Raw genomic sequence first — 16,016 nt, forward strand, 5'->3', positions numbered from 1 at the left:
ACGGTTCGCACAGGCGGAAGGCGGCCTCCGGCCGAAGCTGGCCCGAAGCTGGCCTCGATCGCTGCGGCAGAATGTCCGGATTGGCTGCCCCGGGGGCCGACGTCTGGCGGCGACCACGCCCACTGCACAACTAGACGCCCAGCGCCTTCCGGTTGAACGTTCGCAGGAGGCGCAGTGACAACGTTCGCACGTTCGCAACGTTCATCAGCCACGCCGCGGCAGCGTAAGCGAGGCCACCGGCGAGGCTCACGACGATGAGCGACCCGATACCGGTGCCGCCCATTTGCGATCGCGCGATCAGGATCGCGACCGCCATCGCCGCAGCGGAAGCGGCAACAGCGGCGAGGCGGTTGAGGTCGAACGGGACCGGGTGGGCGCGATGCATCAGGACGACGGCAACGAGGAAACCGATCGCCTCGGTCGCGAAGGTCGCCAGTGCCGCACCGTAGAGCCCGTAGCCAGCGACCAGCGCGAACATCAGGATGACGCTGACGACCAGCGTGAGGAAGGACTGTGCCGCCAGCATGAAGGGCCGCTCGGCGAGCTGGAAGCTGATCTGGACATAGAACTGATTGGCAATGCCGAACAAGCGCGCGAGCACCAGGGTCGGCAGCAGCGCGGACACACCGGCGCGGAAGTCGACGCCGACCAGCGTGCCGGCGACCTGGTCTGCCGCCAGCGCGAGCCAGACCGCGACCGGCGCGACGACGACGAGCAGCAGCTCGAGGCTCTCGGATAGTCGCTCCCGCGTCACCACATCGTTCTTCTCGGACAACGAGCGGAACACCAGCGGCACTGTGGCCGCAGCGACGCTGGAGGCGATCATGACCATGAACTGGCGCGGCAGGTCCGCGGCGACGCCAAAAATGCCGGCGGCGTCCGTGCCTAGCAAATAAGCGACGATAAGACGGTCACAGGCTGAATAGACCGCAACGGAAAGCCCGGCCAGCGTCAATGGCAGGCCATAGCGTGCGAGCTGCATGAACTGGCTGCGCTGGAAGCGCGCGATCTTGGTGCGGTCACCGACCAGATTCAGGATGATGCCGGTGAGCGAGCCCAGGCCGAATGCCGCGAGCAGCCCCAATCCACCCCAGCCGAGCCAGATGCCGGCGAGGCCAAAGCCGACGCTCGACACGCTGCGCACGATCGAGATCGCCGCGAAGCGGTAGGGGCGCAGCTTGGCACGCTCGAATTCCTGGCCGACATCGACCGCATTGGCCATGATCGCGACGAACATGCTGGCGAGCAGCAGCTCGACGCTGACGTCGCTGCGGAACAGGAAGACCAGCGGAGTGGTGGCGCAGAGAACCGCGGCGGTCAGCGCAAAGGCGACCATGGCCGTACCGCGAAAATCCACCTCCGCCGACATCGCCTGATAGCGCGATACCGACAGCTTGATCCAGGCGAAGAAGATCGCGCCCAAGATTCCGGCAAGGCTGATGCCGACGACATAGACGCCGTACTCCGCCGGCGTCAGCAGCCGCGTGTAGGCCGTGACCGCGAAGAACCCCACCGCCGCCGGCAGGATGTAGGCGACGAGATAAATGGAGAAATGGCGATTCAGCATGCGCACTGGGACCGGTTGCGGCCGTGAGGATTAACGAAGCGTTAAAACACTTGGACTTTGCTGGAACAATCGAACTGCACCGCTGGGCATCGGCAAGATAGCCGCATAAGCCTGCAAAATCGGACCGCGAATGAAGCGTTCGCGCGGTTATCGCGCGTTAGCGTTAAATTTGCCCTGTCCTTGAAGGGGCCGGCGGGATCAAAGAAAAGAAGCAATGATAGCGAAACGTCGCCCGACTCCTCCGATGCGCTGATGTGACTGACATGGACGTTGCCGAACGAACACGGGCGAAGCCGACCTCTCGGCCGCATCGCGGCGCTGACGCGCCGCTGGTTCCGGCGACCCCAGGCATGACTGGCGGCGACAGGATGGTCCTCAACCTCTTCTTCGAGGAACGGGACGATCGCTGGTTTCCCGGTGACCGCCACCTCCGGCCGCTGCTGCGGCGCTTGCTGCTGGGCAAGTCCTACGTCAGCGGCCAGCGGCGCGTGCTCCTCAATCTGTGCGCGGGCCTCGATCGGCTCGGCATCCGCTATCGCATCAACGACTATCGCTACATCCAGAAGCATCCCGAAGAACTGGCCTGCATCATCGGCCGGCCGTTCGTGCTCGACTGGTTCAAGTGGAAGAACCCGCTGCTGCTCGGCGTCGCCATGTACGACCACCCGATCGATGCGCCGGAGAGTCTGAAGGACCTCGACGTAAAGCGCGTGCTGGTGCCATGCACCTGGTACGCCGACATGTTCCGTCCGCACTGGCCCCATGTCGGCGCCTGGCCCGTCGGCATCGAGACCGATTTGTGGACACCAGCGCCAACCGAGCAGAAGAGCGTCGACGTGCTGCTCTATGACAAGGTCCGCTGGGATTACGAGCGGTACGAGGCGGAGCTGATCGAGCCGGTCCGCAGGTATCTCGAAGCGAGCGGCCGCTCAGTCGAGGTGATCCGCTACGGCCACTACAAGGAAGACGACTACAAAGCGGCGCTAGCGCGTTGCCGCAGCATGGTCTTCCTCTGCGAGCACGAGAGCCAGGGCATCGCCTGCCAGCAGGCGCTGTCGAGCGGTGTCCCTGTCTTTGCCTGGGATCGCGGCGGGCCGTGGCAGGATCCGAAATATTTCCCGAACAAAGTGAGGTACCAGGGCGGCGTATCCTCGGTGCCCTATTTCGACGCACGCTGTGGCATGACCTTCACCGATGCGGACGGCTTCAGATCCGGCTGGAACGGCTTCTGGTCGCAGGCTAGCGCCGGCGACTTCGCGCCGCGCGACTATGTGCTGGACAATCTGACGCTCGAGAAGGGCGCGCTTCAGTATTACGAGATCGCCGAAGCGGCAATGCAGAACCACGCGTGACGAGGCTCGACAGACGCGAATTCCTGCTCGGTAGCGCTGCAACGCTCGCAGCGGGCGCATCCGCGTCAGCAGTGCCGGCCTCGAAACGTGCCCAGCGCCGCCCGGGCTATGGCGCGGCGGCGACGCTGTGGGACCTGCAAGCCGATCCGCGGCTCGGGGACGCCATCAGCACCTATTGCACGCAGGTCGTGCCGGTGCTCGAGCTGAAATGGCCGATGCTGCGGCCGGACGCGCACACCTTCGCCTTCGAGCGCGCCGACGCGATCCTGGATTTCGCGCGAGACAACGATCTGACGATGCGCGGCCACGCGCTCGCCTGGTATCACGACATTCCAGACTGGACCAAGCAGATCAAGGACGGCAAGGGCGTCGAGCGCGCCTTCGTCGATCACATCGGCACCGTCGTCTCCTATTACAAGGACAAGCTGACGTCTTGGGACGTCGTCAATGAGCCGATCCCGGACAATCCGAAGAAGATCACTGACCGGCGCGATACGTTCTGGACACAGCATCTCGGCGAGCGCTGGATTCCGCTGGCCTTCCGTACCGCCGCCGCGGCCGACCCCTTCGTCAAGCTCGCGATCAACGAATACGACATCGAATCGGCCAAGGACTCCTTCACCGCCAAGCGCGCAGCGTACCGTAACCTGATCATGGATTTGCTCGACCAGGGCGTTCCGCTTCATGCCGTGGGCTTGCAATCGCATCTGCATGCCGAGCTCGAGATCGACACGCACGGGCTTGCCGAATTCGTCACCGAGCTGCGTTCCTGGGGGCTCGAGGTGCTCGTCACCGAGCTCGACGTCGACGACCAGAAGCTGACGGGAAGCCCGGCCGAGCGCGACGTCATCGTCGCCAAGCGCGTCGACGATCTGCTGACGGCCATTTCAACCAGCGGACCGGTGCGCTCGATCCTGACCTGGGGCATCTCGGATCGCTACAGCTGGATCAACGGCACCTTCGCCCGCAAGGACAAGCAGCCGAACCGTCCTCTGCCGCTCGACGGCGAGTTCAAGCCGAAGCCGTTCATGGACGTGATCAGCAAGTTCACGAAGGATGCTTGAGCGCGTCGGCGTCTAGCGTGTCTTCGGCACCTCGAATATGGCCACCTCTCCCATATGGTCGGGAGACAGGCTCGGCGCGCGCCGGTCGCGCGAATTCAACCGGAACACATCGCGGATGTCGTCGATCGAGGTCGATGAATAGGACTGGATGCAGAGCGCGACCTGTTCGGGCGAGGCAGCGCGCATCATCGCTTCGATGGCCGGACAGTCGAGGCGCGTGTCGTCCCAGTGCGAGACCGCGATGCTGTCTTCCGTGACCTGGTGAGTGGCCAGCTGCTCGGGCGAGCTCGCGACGAAATGGCCATAGAGCAGGTACTCGGAAAACTTCTTCTTGCGGCACAGTGCCAGGGCCCAGTTCAGCCCCGTCGCCGCCTTGATGGCGCCGGTCATCGCGCGCGCGGTGTCTCTGTCCCACACCAGCGCGTTGCCGACATAGTCGTCCGCGGGGAAGGACCGGTCCTTCACCCCGAGGAGCTGATCGATCGTGCGCAGCCACAGGCTGTGCAGCGGCGCATCGGCAGCGATGGCCTTCGGCGTGACGAAGAGCGGCGTCTTCTCACCGCCGGCGTATTGGCCGACGTCGAATTCGCGGAAGAACAGATTGTCCGAGTCCAGGATGCAGACGCGCTGCTCCGGCGCGTTGAGAACGCCGGCGATCTTCAGGATCTGCTGGATGTGCCAGCCGTGCACCGGTGACGAGAGCAGCGAGAGCCAGACGCGCCGGCTGCTGATGAACTGGAGGGCGGGCGGCAGCGCGAAGAGCCATTTCGGAAGGTAACGCGAGGCCGGGACGATGACGCGCTTGTCGGAACCGAACCGCTCGAACAGCGGCACATCCTCATCGTTAACGAGAACATAATGCCGCGTGTACCCCGAGAGCCAGGTGTCGATGCTCTCGCTGAGCAGCGAAAAGCGCTCGATATCCTTGGCGTAGCTGGCGGTCAGCAGGGCAACGGAATGCATGGGCGCGCTCGAATGGCAGTCAAGCCGCAGTCATAGCCGCGTCAGGACGCGTTGGATACGTCCATTCGCAATCAAGGTAAAATGAAACGAAGTATTAGCCATCCGCCGGCAGCCCCTGTTCGAGCCTGCGAAAGCGCAGTGGCTCCAGTGCGGAAGCGCGCTGCCACCAGTCGGCGACGCGGTCGTCGAGGGCGGACACGCCGCGGCCCTGACCGGGAAAGATCCGGATCTGCTGCACCGCCTCGGCCTCAAAACCCCTGCCCTTGCGCGTGATCTTGAGGGCGGCACCTTCGCGGTCCCGCTGCGTCAGCGGCACCAGGAGCCGCCCGCGCGGACGGAGCTGCTCGAGCCAGAGTGGGTGCGGGTGCGTGAAACCAGCGTGCACGATGATGACGTCGGCGGGTTCGCTGATCTTCTCACATCCATCGCCATGGACCACTTCGACATTGCGATAAGCGCGGAGGTGACCCGCAGCGCGTTTCGCAAACCGCTCGTCGCATTCGATTGCAAGCACCCTGCCCTTTGGGCCGACGATCTTCGACAGCACCGCGGAAAAATAGCCGAGCCCACAGCCGATCTGGACCACCCGGTCCTTCTCCCCGACCTCGAGCACGTCGATGAAGTGCGCCCACAGGCTCGGCAGCCCGGTATCAAGCCTGCGGCGCGCGTCGATCGCGACCAGCACATTGTCGTAGAGATGTACGGGATCGGCGTCCGGCGTCAGCCGATAGCTGCGCGACGTCGCGCTCTTGATGCGCCAGGGTCCGCGTGGCAGAAAATCCTCGCGCGGGACGGTGGCGAGCGCTTCGAGCAGGCGCTTTGAGGCAATCCGCTCGCGCTTTGCGATTGTCTCGGCGTAACGCGCACGCGCTGCGGCAAGATCGCTCATGTCAAGGGGCGGCCTGCTCGCGGACGAGCGCGTCCGCACCGAGCTCGTCGACCAGCTGCATCGCCTGCTTCAGGTCCGGCGTGTAGAAACCTTCGCTGAACTTGCCGACGATGGGCACGAGCAGGAGCTTTGCGTGCTCGCGCCTGCCGGCCTGGTGCGACAGCCGCGCGAGGCTGACGGCGGTACGAAGCTCCCAGGACAATGCGCCCTGCTTGCGCGCGGTCTCCAGCGACAGGGCGAACATATCCTCGGCCTCCCGCACTGATGCCGGGTCGCCGTCCGACAGCGTGATCTCGCCTTGCAGGCGATAGACTTCGGCGAGGTAGGAGTGATCGCCGGTTCGTCTTGCGGTCGCGAGCGCACCATCCAACGCGCGCAAGGCGGCATCTCGCATCCCGACCTTGGCATAGGCCTCCGCGAGCAGGCAGCGGAACCAGCAGCCGGCGAGCCAGGAATCCATCGCCTCATACTCGTCGAGGCCGAAGCGCATCTGGCTGAGGCCTTCGTCGGCTTCGCCGAGCTGAGCCACCGCCCAACCGCGCAGGATCGCCGCCTGCTGCTTCCAGTGCAGGAAATTGTGCTCGGTGGCGATGATCATAGCGCGGTTGGCGTGATCACGCGTGCCCTCGACGTCACGCAGATGCTGGCAAAGATAGGCGCCGAACATGAGCGCGAAGGCGAGGGTGAAGGGATGGCGAATCTTCTCGGCGTTCGCGATCGCCTGCTCGCTGTGCTGGCGCGCCGCGTCGGGACGGCCGAGGAACCAGAGGAGATAACCGAGATAGGAGAGCGAGACGACGCCGGGATCAATGCCGTGACGCTCCATCAGATCGGAGTGCAGATCGGGGCTGTAGAGGTTGATGCAGCGGTGCAGGTGATGCTGGGCGGCAGCAAAGCGGCCGCGATAGAGCATGGTCATCGCGATCGCGCGGTGCGCCTCGATCAGATAACCGGTTTGCTGCGACGGCTGCGCCCGCTGGTTCAGCCGCTCGCGCTTGGCGAATCTCAACAATTCGACGCTGAGATCGTGCGCGCGCGTGAGATCGGCGCGGATGAAATGGCACACCCAGAGCCCGCGCGTGGCGGCGAAGGTCTTTTCGTCGTCGTCGAGCTGCTGGCCGAGCTCGAGCGCGCGGATGTAGTTCTCCTCGACCTCCTGCACGGCATAGCCCTTGGCGGCGATCAGCGCGTTGCCAAGTGCGATCCGCAGCTCGAGCTCCATCTCGTCGGCGCCCTGCATGCGCGCATTGGCCTGCACGACGCTGAGGCCGCGCCGCAAATGACCGATCGCTTCCAGATTGGCGCCGCTCTTGGCCGCCTGCTTGCCGGCCTTGAGCCAGAAGCTCGCGGCGCCCTCGCTCTGGCCGGATTCGGTCAGGTGATGAGCGAGCAGCTCCGGTTCGCGCTCGGTCTTCTCCGGATACATCTCGGCGAGCACCTGGGCGATCCGGGAATGCAGCTTGCGGCGCTCGCTGTGCAGCAGGCTCGCATGCGCGGCGTTCTGGATCATCACGTGCTTGAAGGAGTAGAGCGCGTCCGGCGGATGGCCGCGGCGCATGATCAGGCCCGCCTGCTCCAGATGATTGAGCGCGGCTTCGATCTGCTCGGCGGGCGTGTTGGCGACTGTGTGCAGCGTCTCGTAGGAAAACTCGCGGCCGATTGTGGCGCCGATCTGTGCGATCCGCTTGAACGGTCCCATCCGGTCCAGCCGCGCCATCAGCGAGTCCGTCAGGGTCGCCGGGATCGCGAGCTGCCGCCACGGGCCCGACAGCACGTAGCGCCCATGCCGCTCGGTCAGGAGGTTGGATTCCAGAACCGTCTTGGTCAACTCTTCCAGGAACAGCGGCACGCCGTCGGTCTTGACGATGATCTCCTCGACGACTTCCTTAGGCAGCTCTCGTCCGGCGACGCGCTCGACCAGCGTCGTGCGCAGCTGCCGGCTCAGACGGTTCAGCACCAGGGTCGTGACATGCGAATGCGCGTTCCAGCTCGGCTGGAATTCGGATCGCGCGGTGATGATGACCAGCATCGGCCGGTTCTGCACCCGGTCGACCAGGAGGTCGATCACCTCGCGCGAGGTCGGGTCGATCCAATGCAGATCCTCGAACACAATCACCAGCGGCATCTCGCGCGCAAGGCCCAGGAAGTGATTGACCAGCGCCGCGACGGTCGCATCCTTCTGCTGCTGCGGCGAAAGGTCGAGCCGCGGATAGCGGTCGCCGGTCGGTATCGACAGCAGTGCAGCAAACAGCGGCGCGACCTGCTCGACGTCGCCATGCGCAGCGGAGATCGCGGTTTCCAGACTCGCCAGCGACTGCGCGGACGCATCCTCGCGGTCGAGACCGAGAGAGAATTTGAGCTGCTCGACGAAGGGATGGAACGCCGTGGAGGTGTAGTAAGGCGAGCACTGAAGCGAGACTTGTCCATGGCGATCGCCGGATATCCGTTCGAAGATTTCCTGGATGATGCGCGACTTGCCGATGCCGGGCTCGCCGAACTTGACGACGACCTGGCCGTCGCCGTCCTTGACCTGCTGCCAGCGCCCCATCAATAGCGCGATCTCCTCCTCGCGGTTGACGAGCGGTGTCAGCCGCGTGCCCATGGCGGCGGCAAACCGGGTCTCCACCCGCGAGGCGCGCATCACGTGCCAGGCTTGCGTCTTCTCGGAGATGCCCTTCAGGTCATGGACGCCGAGATTGCGGTAGTCGAACTTCCCCTTCAGCAGCGCTTGGGTCGAGGCGGAGATCACGACGCCGTTGGGCGGCGCCAGGCCTTGCAGGCGCGCGGCGAGATTGACGGTTTCTCCGACCGCGGAATCGCGCTCCTCGGTGCCCTGCCCAACCAGATCGCCGACCACGACGAGACCGGTCGCGATCCCGATGCGGACGGCGGGCGAGTGGCTGAGCGCACCGCGCGGCTCGGTCGCGCGCGCGCTCGACAGCACTCGCACGATCTCGAGCCCGGCGCGCACCGCGCGCTCGGCGTCGTCCTCATGAGCGGTCGGATAACCGAAATAGACCAGGATACCGTCGCCGACGAAACGGGCGGCAAAGCCCTCGTAATGCTTGACCACGCGGACACAGGTTTCGCGGAAGCCTGCGATTATGTCGCGCACGTCTTCCGGATCGAATTGAACCGAGAGCGAGGTGGAATCCACCATGTCGCAGAACATGGTGGTGAGCTGACGCCGTTCCGCGCCAACCTCCGCCCGCGCTTGCGCAGGCGCCACTGCCGCCGACGGCTCCGCCGTTTCAGCCTGGAATAGCGCCGACATGGCTCGCTGAAGCCGCTTGCGATCACCGAGCGGCAATCCGAGCTCGACTAGATCCGACTCGGTCAGGTCCGCCACGACGTCGAGATCGAGACGGTGCTGCGCGAACAGATCAGTGTAGTGGCCGAGACCGATACCCTCGAGCCAGCGCTTCAGCCCGCCCTCCGTTCCCGTACCCGGCTCGTTCTCCAGCATGGTGATTTCTGACCGACCATCACTCCGTCCTAGGGCTTTGGACCCCTCAACCACAGATTTTGGGGCCCGAACTTCACCTCAGACTGGACGCGTTCCCTAACTCCTGGAAAGAATAGCTCAATCAGATCAAAAGGGAATGGCGTTGTCGGACATTGCATCCGGAGCGAAACGGGAATCGGAAGGCATAGGCGCCGAAACCAGGTCCTTTGCCCATATCGGCGGCGTCCTCGACTTCCATGCGCGGAAGATGCCGGCGGCACCCGCCCTCCTCGCCCCGGGCCGGCCGGCCCTCAGCTACGGCGCACTGGGCGAATTGATCCAGCAACTTGTCCGTACCTTACGTGGGCTCGGCATCGGTCCCGCAGACCGCATCGCCGTCGCGCTGCCGCGCGGCGCCGACAGCGCGCTGGCATTGATCGCGGTCGCCTCGAGCGGTGCCTGCGTCCCCATCAATCCCGATCTGACCGCGGACGAGCTGCAGCGCTATTTCAGCGAACTGAAGCTGACGGCTCTCGTGACCCGGGCCGACATGAACTCGGCGAGCCGCGACGTCGCCAGGGCGCTCGACATCGCGGTGATCGATTTCGTGCCAGGGCCGGTGAACGATCTCGCCGGCTGTACGTTCATCGGGCCGACGATCGGGCCGGCAAATGCCAGCGGCACCTCGCGCGGCGACGACGATGCATTCATCTTGCTGACGTCGGGCACGGCGGCGCGGCCGAAAATGGTGCCGCTGACGCATCGCAATGTGTGCCTATCCGCCCACAATGCCGGCCGCGTGCTGTCGCTCACGTCGCACGATCGTCTGCTCAACGTCCTGCCGCTGTTTCACGCCCATGGTCTGATCTCTGGCCTGCTGACAGCGCTGACCGTAGGCTCCAGCGTGATCTGCACCGACGGTTTCGACGCCTCGTCCTTCTTCAGTTGGATGCGGGAGCTGCAGCCAACCTGGTACACGGCGGTGCCGACCATTCATCGCGCGCTGCTGACGGCGGCGGAAGCTGATCCGGACCGCGCCCGGTCGTCGTCCTTGCGCGTGATCCGTTCGGCCTCCGCCTCGCTGGCGCCGGCGATCCTCGAAGGGCTGGAGGCGATGTTCGGCGTTCCCGTGCTCGAGACCTACGGCATGACCGAGGCGGCCTCGCAGATCGCGGCCAACCCGTTCGAGCTACGCAAGGTCGGATCGGTCGGCCGCGCGGCGGGCCCGGAGATCGCGATTATGGACGAGACGGGCCGCGCAGTCGCGAGTGGCACGCATGGCGAGATCATGCTGCGCGGCCCCAACATGAGCCGCGGCTACTATAATGACGCGGCGGCGACAGAGGCCGCGTTCCGCAACGGCTGGTTCCGGACCGGAGATCTCGGCTATCTCGACGCCGACGGCTACCTCTTCATCGTTGGCCGCATCAAGGACGTCATCAACCGCGGCGGGCAGAAGATCTCGCCGCTGGAGGTGGAAGAGGTCCTGCTCAGCCATCCGGCGGTGCTGGAGGCGGGCGTGTTCGCCGTCCCGCACGAGAAGCTCGGTGAGAACGTTGCGGCCGTCGTGGTGCTGCGACCGAATTCCGAGGCGAGCTCGGAGCAGTTGCGCCAGTTCGCGCGAAAGCGGCTCGCGGCCTACAAGGTGCCGAGCCTGATCCGCAGCGTCACCGCGCTGCCGAAAGGCGCCAGCGGCAAGGTCAAGCGCAATGCGCTGGCCGATCTGATCGCAACAGTAGAGGGCGGCGACGAGGCCCGGCTGCCGCGCAACGCGCTAGAGACCCAGCTCGCCGCGATCTGGGCCGGTCTACTGGAGCTGCCGCAGGTCGGCGCCGATCAGGACGTCTTCGCGCTCGGCGCAGATTCGCTCGCGGTGACGCAGATGCGCTCGCGCCTGCGCGAACGCTTCAACGTCGATTTCTCCTTCGAGGACATTTTCGACTGCGCCACGGTCACAGCTCTTGCGGCCCGGCTCGAGACCGCCGCAAGCCACCGCGAGGCGGCGCCGCCGGCATGGCGCAAGGCCATAGACGCGAACGCGCCGCTGTCGTTCCAGCAGCAGCGGATGTATTTGCTCTCGCGGCTCGATCCGACCAACTACAATTACAATGTCGCCGAAGTCGCGCTTCTCAAGGGCCCGGTCGACGTCGCGGTGCTTTCTGCGGGCCTCGCGGCGATCTGCGTGCGCCACGAGGCGCTGCGCTCGGTTTTCACCGAACGGCAGGGCGAGCCGGCGCAGCTTGTGCTGCAATCGCCACCGCAGTTCGAGCGGATCAAGCTCAAGCCGTGCCCTGCGGACAAGCGGATCGCAGTGATCCGGCGCGAGGCGCTCAAGCTCGCGCAACATCCGTTCGATCTTTCGCACGAACCGCCGCTCAAGGTGACGCTGCTGTCATTCGACAAGACGAGCCACGCGCTGGTGGTCAACGTCCATCACCTCGTCACCGACGGCTGGTCGCAACGGCTGTTCTGGGAAGAGCTTGCCGCCCATTATGCGGCCGCGCACAAGAGGAGCGCCGCCGCGCTGACGCCACCCGCCTTCCAATATCGCGACTTTGCGCTGTGGCAGCAGAGCTGGGCGCAGACGCCGGCGGCAAAGGAACAGCTCGACTATTGGCGAACCCAGCTCGACGGCGTCACCATGCTGCCACTGCGAGCCGACCGGCCGAGACCGGAGATCTGGAGCGGCCACGGCGCCCGTCACTACCTCGAATTCTCAAAGACTCTGTCGGCCGACCTGCGCACGCTGAGCCAGAACCAGGGCGTCACGCCGTTCATGACGCTGCTCGCCGTGTTCCAATGCCTGCTGTTCCGCCACACCTCGCATGAGGATGTCGCGACGGGATCGCTGATCGCCAATCGCAACCAGATCGAAAACGAGCGCCTGATCGGGCTGTTCGCCAACACTCTGATCCTGCGCAACGATTTCAGCGGCGATCCGAGCTTCGGCGAGATGTTGCGGCGGGTGCGGCAGGTCACGTTGGACGCCTACCGCAACCAGGATCTTCCAATCGAGGAAGTGTTGCGCGCGCTCCAGGTCGCGCGTTGCAGCGACGGCAATCCGCTCTTCCGGGTCATGTTCATCCTCCAGAACGCCTCGATCGAGGCGGTGCGCTTCCCGGGCCTCTCGACGCGGCGGCTGGAAGTCGATCCCAAGGTGGCGCGCTTCGACATCACGCTCGAACTGGTCGAGGCCGACGGCCGTTTCACTGGCTTCTTCGAATACGCCACCGATCTGTTCGACGCGGCGACGATCGACGGCATTGCCGCCCAGTTCAAGACCCTGCTCAAGGCGGCCATCGCCAATCCGGAGCAGCGCATCTCGCGCCTGCCGCTGCTGACCGAAGCCGAACGCCGCCAATTGCTGGCGAAAGGCCGGGGCGTGCCGGCCAATTTCACCATGCGCGGCAATTTGAGCGAACGCTTCGACCGCCAGGCCAAGACGACACCGAACGCGATTGCGGTGTCGGACGGCCGCACGTCCCTGAGCTATCGCGAGCTTGGGCGCCGCAGTCAGGCGGTCGCGCGCTGGCTGGCCCGCGAAGGCGTTGGTGCCGAGAGCGTGGTCGCCTTGCTGGCGGAGCGCGGGCCCGACCTGCTCGCCGCGATGATCGCGGTGCAGAGCGTGGGCGCAGCCTTCCTCAATCTCGATCCCGACCAGCCGACGGCACGGCTCGCGACCATCCTCGGATCGAGCTGCGCCCGCGTGCTGCTGACCGGGCGGGCCCAATCCGCCATGGTCGAGACGCTGCTCGATCCGCTGGTCGAGCGCATCCATGTGGCCGAGGTCGAAGACGTGATCGCGCTAGAGACGACCAAGCCGGCCCGCGCCGCACCGCGCGCCGCCGCGAGCCTCGCTTATCTCGTCTATACCTCCGGGTCCTCCGGCACGCCGAAGGGCGTCATGATCGAGCAGCGCGGCCTGTCGAACCATCTGGCCTCGCTCATCTCCGAGCTCGGGCTCACGGCCAGGGACGTGATCGCGCAGACCGCGCCACAGAGTTTCGTCATTTCAGTCTGGCAGTTCCTCGCCGGTCCCATGGTCGGCGCCCGCGTGCATATCTGCGGCAACGCGACCGTGCGGGACCCGATCCTGCTGGCGCAGGAGATCGAGCGCGAAGGCGTCACGGTGCTCGAGATCGTTCCCTCGCTGTTGCGGGTCGTCGTCGAACGGATGAACGAGGCGCAGGTCCAACGCGCCTTCTCCAAGTTGCGGCTGCTGATCTCGACCGGAGAGCCGCTGCCCGTCGATCTCTGCCGGGCCTGGTTCGCCCGCTGCCCGAAAGTGCCGCTGATCAACGCCTATGGCGCGTCGGAATGTTCTGACGACGTCTCCCTGCATCGCCTGACCAAGGCGCCGGCAATCGCGACCGGCAACGTTCCGGTCGGCGCGCCGCTGCCGAACACCCAGCTCTACGTACTCGACGCAAGCCTCCAGCCGCAGCCGGTCGGCGTGACCGGCGAGCTCTGCATCGGCGGCGCCGGCGTCGGCCGCGGCTATATCAACGATCCCGCCCAGAGCCGGCTGCGTTTCATGCCCGATCCGTTCTCGCGCCGGGCGGGCGCGCGGCTTTACCGGACCGGCGACCTCGCCCGCCGCCGCGCTGATGGCACGATCGAATGCCTCGGCCGTGCGGACCATCAGGTCAAGATCCGTGGCTACCGGATCGAGCTCAAGGAGATCGAGAATGTACTTGCCGAGCATCCGAGTGTGCACGCCGGCATCGTCGAGCCGCGCCGCGAGGCGAGCGGCGATATCAGGCTGATCGCTCATATCGTCGCAAGGCCCGGCAGCACCAGCAGCGCCAGCGAGCTGCGCGAATTCCTGAAGAGCCGGCTGCCGGGCCATGCCATCCCGTCCGCATTCCTGTTCCTCGATCAGGTGCCGCTCAATGCCCACGGCAAGCTCGACCGGTCTGCGCTGCTGGCGCCGGCGCAGCAGGACGTGTCCGGACCGGATGCGGCCGTACCGGCGCGGCGCTTCACCGAAAAGGCGCTCTCCGACATCTGGATCGACCTATTGAAGGTCGAGAGCATCAGTGTGACCGACAATTTCTTCGATCTCGGCGGCCATTCGCTGCTCGCGGGACAGATGATGGCGCGCGTCGCACGTGCGCTCGGCGTGTCGCTGCCGATCAAGACCATCTTCGAGGCCCCGACGATCGAAGAGCTGGCCCGGCAGGTCGACGCGGCCGTAGCGGCGAAGCCGCGCAAGCCTGCCGCAAGCGGGATAAGGCAAACTGAAACGAGGCTGGCCGACCGCAGTCCTCCGACGCTCTCGATCGCGCAGGATCAGATGCTGCGGATCGAGCAGAACCTGCCGGGGCTGCCGCTGTTCAACCTGCCCTTCGCCTTCCGCCTCAAGGGCCCACTCGATTGGGCCGCCCTGGCACAGGCGATCGATGATATCGTTCGCCGACACGAATCGCTGCGAACCTGGTTCGACTGGAACGGCGAGGCGCCCATCAGCCACATCGGCGCACCCGGCACCCTCGGCCGAGTCCTGACCAATGAGGTCATCGGCGATGGTCTTCCCCACAACAACAAGCGACGCAGGGCCCTGGAGCTCAGGAAGATCGATCTCCTGATCGAGCAGGAAACCTATACTCCGATCGACACCACGCGCGCGCCGCTGTTGCGCGCCCGGTTGTTGCGACTCCACGACAACGATCACGTGCTGCTGCTGACGCTGCATCACGCCATCGTCGACGGCTGGTCGATCGGCGTGCTGTTCGAGGAATTGTCGAACCGCTATTCGGCGCTGGCCGGATATCCGTCGGTGCCGCTGCCGAAACGAGTGCCAGCCTTTTCGGACGTCGCGCGCTGGCAGCGCTGGTGGTGCGGCACCGACGCGGCCCGCCGCCAGCTCGCCGACTGGACCGAAAATTTGCGCGGCGCGGCCCCGCTCTTCGATGGCGAATCAAGACCGGGTGCATCCACCGGGCATCATCCGGTGAGCCTCGAGCGTGAGCTGATCGGCCGGCTCACGGCGTTCGCCGGCCGGCATAACGCTACGCTGTTCATGTGCCTTCTCACCGGCCTGAAGGCGCTGCTGCTGTCGCGGACGGGCCGCACCGACATCTCGGTCGCCACCGCCATGGCCAATCGCGCCCAGCCGGACACTGACCGAATCGTCGGCCCGTTCGAGAACACGGTGATCGTCCGCACCAAAATCACGCCGGAGCTGTCGTTCGTGCAAGCCTTGGCGCGGGTGCGCCAGAGCGTGCTGGACGCGCATGCCCGGCAGGAGCTGCCGTTCAACATCCTGGCCGACCATCTCGAGCAGGAAGGGGTAGATCCGGCCTCGCTGCTCCAGGTCTACTTCACCTTGCAAAATCCACTGCGCCAGCCGCTCGATCTGCCTGATCTCGCGACAGAATCGATCGGCAACATCGCTCGCGAGGGCCAGCCGGTGCTGCCGATCGACCAGACCTGGCTGTCACTGATGCTCAAGGAACGCCCGACCGGAATCACTGGTTCATGCAATTACAAGCGGGAGCTGTTAGACGGCCGCATGGTCGGCGCCTGGATGGAGGATCTCGTCGCGTTGCTGGCGGCGGCGATCGCGGAGCCCAGCGTGCCTCTCGGCAAATTGCTCGACCGCAGAGCAGCCTGATTTCAAGCCGGAGGAAAACGCCGGCTCGTCGAAGCTGTGAATGATCCAGTTGCATCTTGATTATTTGGCGCCACCGCGCAAGATTGTTCGCGGGCTTTGATTTGCACGATTATTTTCAAC

7 protein-coding genes are annotated in these 16,016 nt (G+C 65.4%); 3 read left to right on the forward strand and 4 right to left on the reverse strand.

All coding sequences use genetic code 11. The features are described from left to right. Window positions 1-130: 130 nt before the first annotated feature. A complete protein-coding gene (locus ACNJX8_RS33215) occupies window positions 131-1,567 on the reverse strand; it encodes a lipopolysaccharide biosynthesis protein (RefSeq protein ID WP_439358192.1) in 1,437 nt (478 codons plus the stop codon). A 263-nt stretch (window positions 1,568-1,830) separates the two neighbouring features. Between ACNJX8_RS33215 and ACNJX8_RS33220 the strand changes: the two genes are divergently transcribed. Next, window positions 1,831-2,919, forward strand: a complete 1,089-nt coding sequence (locus ACNJX8_RS33220; protein WP_439362013.1) for a glycosyltransferase — start codon at window positions 1,831-1,833, stop codon at window positions 2,917-2,919. Further along, window positions 2,916-3,983 carry an endo-1,4-beta-xylanase gene (locus tag ACNJX8_RS33225; RefSeq protein ID WP_439358193.1) on the forward strand — a complete coding sequence of 356 codons (1,068 nt, stop codon included), beginning with the start codon at window positions 2,916-2,918 and terminating at the stop codon, window positions 3,981-3,983. The genes ACNJX8_RS33220 and ACNJX8_RS33225 overlap by 4 nt, the downstream gene beginning before the upstream one ends. Before the next feature lie 12 nt (window positions 3,984-3,995). Here the strand turns inward: ACNJX8_RS33225 and ACNJX8_RS33230 are convergent, their stop codons facing one another. The 3 genes from ACNJX8_RS33230 to ACNJX8_RS33240 form a co-directional block, all read right to left on the reverse strand. After that, window positions 3,996-4,946: a DUF6492 family protein gene (locus ACNJX8_RS33230; RefSeq protein WP_439358194.1), complete on the reverse strand. Its 951-nt coding sequence runs from the start codon at window positions 4,944-4,946 to the stop codon at window positions 3,996-3,998. Window positions 4,947-5,040: 94 nt separating this feature from the next. Further along, a complete protein-coding gene (locus ACNJX8_RS33235) occupies window positions 5,041-5,835 on the reverse strand; it encodes a protein-L-isoaspartate O-methyltransferase family protein (RefSeq protein ID WP_439358195.1) in 795 nt (264 codons plus the stop codon). A 1-nt stretch (window position 5,836) separates the two neighbouring features. Then, window positions 5,837-9,301 carry an ATP-binding protein gene (locus tag ACNJX8_RS33240; protein ID WP_439358196.1) on the reverse strand — a complete coding sequence of 1,155 codons (3,465 nt, stop codon included), beginning with the start codon at window positions 9,299-9,301 and terminating at the stop codon, window positions 5,837-5,839. A gap of 136 nt (window positions 9,302-9,437) precedes the next feature. On the opposite strand from ACNJX8_RS33240, the gene ACNJX8_RS33245 reads away from it, so the two are divergent. Then, window positions 9,438-15,896: an amino acid adenylation domain-containing protein gene (locus tag ACNJX8_RS33245; RefSeq protein ID WP_439358197.1), complete on the forward strand. Its 6,459-nt coding sequence runs from the start codon at window positions 9,438-9,440 to the stop codon at window positions 15,894-15,896. Window positions 15,897-16,016: the final 120 nt, after the last annotated feature.

Origin of the sequence: Bradyrhizobium sp. SPXBL-04, from assembly GCF_051853035.1 — a bacterium.
Lineage (GTDB): Bacteria > Pseudomonadota > Alphaproteobacteria > Rhizobiales > Xanthobacteraceae > Bradyrhizobium > Bradyrhizobium zhanjiangense.

Coding starts and splice junctions, on each gene's coding strand:
- ACNJX8_RS33215 (WP_439358192.1), bottom strand. CDS start 1,567: ATGCTGAATCGCCATTTCTCCATTTATCTCGTCGCCTACATCCTGCCG.
- ACNJX8_RS33220 (WP_439362013.1), top strand. CDS start 1,831: ATGGACGTTGCCGAACGAACACGGGCGAAGCCGACCTCTCGGCCGCAT.
- ACNJX8_RS33230 (WP_439358194.1), bottom strand. CDS start 4,946: ATGCATTCCGTTGCCCTGCTGACCGCCAGCTACGCCAAGGATATCGAG.
- ACNJX8_RS33235 (WP_439358195.1), bottom strand. CDS start 5,835: ATGAGCGATCTTGCCGCAGCGCGTGCGCGTTACGCCGAGACAATCGCA.
- ACNJX8_RS33240 (WP_439358196.1), bottom strand. CDS start 9,301: ATGCTGGAGAACGAGCCGGGTACGGGAACGGAGGGCGGGCTGAAGCGC.
- ACNJX8_RS33245 (WP_439358197.1), top strand. CDS start 9,438: ATGGCGTTGTCGGACATTGCATCCGGAGCGAAACGGGAATCGGAAGGC.